The sequence below is a fragment of the Dietzia sp. DQ11-71 genome (assembly GCF_014144995.1).
In the GTDB taxonomy this organism is placed as follows: Bacteria; Actinomycetota; Actinomycetes; order Mycobacteriales; family Mycobacteriaceae; genus Dietzia; species Dietzia kunjamensis.
The window spans coordinates 1-1468 of the sequence record NZ_JAALDT010000144.1 but is presented as its reverse complement, the minus strand read 5'-3'; the positions used below and the strand labels follow the sequence as shown (position 1 = coordinate 1468).

The window sequence follows — 1468 nt, the reverse complement described above, 5'->3', positions numbered from 1 at the left end:
CCCCGTGCCCGCGGACGCGACGGTGCGCGGCACCGACGGCCGGTTCCGACACCTGGCCACCCGCGATCCCGCCGAGGCGCTGGGACTTCTCGGCGAGGTCTCCCACGTCCTCGTCGAGGGCGGCCCCAGGCTGGCGGGGGCGTTCCTCGCCGCCGGACTCGTCGACGAGATCGACGCGTACCTCGCGCCCCTGGTGCTCGGCGCCGGGCGGTCGGCGGTCTCCGGAGCCGGGGTGGACACGCTCGCGGCCGCCCACGGTTTCCGGATCCGCGGGACCACCGTCCTGGGCGACGACGTCCACCTGCGCTTGACACGACCCGGCCTGACACGACCCGCCACCGCGACCACGCCGACCGCACCGACGAGAGGACCCCGCTGATGTTCACCGGAATCGTGGAGGAGCTCGGAACCCTCGACTCGGTCGAGACGACCGGCGACTCCGCGCGCCTGCGCATACGGGGGCCCCTGGTCACCTCGGACGCCCACCACGGTGACTCGATCGCCGTCAACGGGGTGTGCCTGACCGTCACCGGCTGGGAGCCGGGGGAGTACTTCGACGTGGACGTGATGGCCGAGTCGCTCGACCGGACCGCACTCGGTGCACTGTCACCGGGCGACCCCGTCAACCTGGAACGCGCCATGCGCGCGGACGCCCGGTTCGGCGGTCACATCGTCCAGGGCCACGTCGACGGCACAGGCCACGTGATCAGCCGCGACGAGCACGAGCACTGGCACGTCGTGCGCATCTCGCTGCCGGGTGACCTCGCCCGGTACGTGGTCGAGAAGGGGTCGATCACCGTCTCCGGGACCTCGCTGACGGTCTCGGCGGTCAGTGCCGCGGACGAGCCGGAGCCGTGGTTCGAGGTGTCCCTCATCCCCACGACGCTCGCCGACACGATCCTCGGGGGACTGGGCGCGGGCGACCCCGTCAACCTGGAGGTCGACGTGCTGGCCAAGTACGTCGAGAGGCTGCTGGGCGGACGCGGTGGGGGGTCCCACTGACCCGATGCGCCATACTTGAACCCGCGCCCGCGGCCTCCGCTCGGGCACGCCAGACCTAGGAGAACCCGCAGCAGTGACCACCTTTGACGGCATCGAGCGAGCCATCGCCGACATCGCGGCGGGACGGGCCGTCGTGGTGGTGGACAGTGAGGACCGCGAGAACGAGGGCGACCTGATCTTCGCCGCCGAACTCGCGACGCCCGAGCTGATGGGCTTCCTCGTGCGGTACTCCTCCGGTTACGTGTGCGTCGCGCTCGAGGCGGAGGACTGCCTTCGGCTGGACCTGCCGCCCATGCGCGCCATCAACGAGGACCGCCACGACACCGCGTACACCGTGACGGTCGACGCGCGCACGGGGGTCTCCACCGGCATCTCGGCCGCCGACCGCGCCCGCACCGCGAGGCTGCTCGCCGCCGACGACACCGTGCCCGGCGACTTCACCCGGCCCGGCCACGTGGTGCCCCTG

3 protein-coding genes are annotated in these 1468 nt (G+C 72.3%); all 3 read left to right on the top strand.

Features of this window, described 5'->3' with window-relative positions; translation table 11 throughout:
• Positions 1–379 (top strand): RibD family protein (locus G6023_RS05910; RefSeq protein WP_182634451.1); only part of this gene is annotated, 379 nt, incomplete at its 5' end.
• Positions 379–1002 (top strand): riboflavin synthase, encoded by a 624-nt coding sequence (locus G6023_RS05905; RefSeq protein ID WP_069388786.1) that lies wholly within the window; start codon positions 379–381, stop codon positions 1000–1002. The genes G6023_RS05910 and G6023_RS05905, both read left to right, overlap by 1 nt.
• 73 nt (positions 1003–1075) lie before the next feature.
• Positions 1076–1468, top strand: a 393-nt coding sequence (locus G6023_RS05900) for a 3,4-dihydroxy-2-butanone-4-phosphate synthase (RefSeq protein ID WP_182634450.1), incomplete at its 3' end; no start/stop codon positions are given.

What these genes read in the sequence shown, in the direction of transcription:
- G6023_RS05905 (WP_069388786.1), top strand. Translation starts at nt 379, where the DNA reads ATGTTCACCGGAATCGTGGAGGAGCTCGGAACCCTCGACTCGGTCGAG.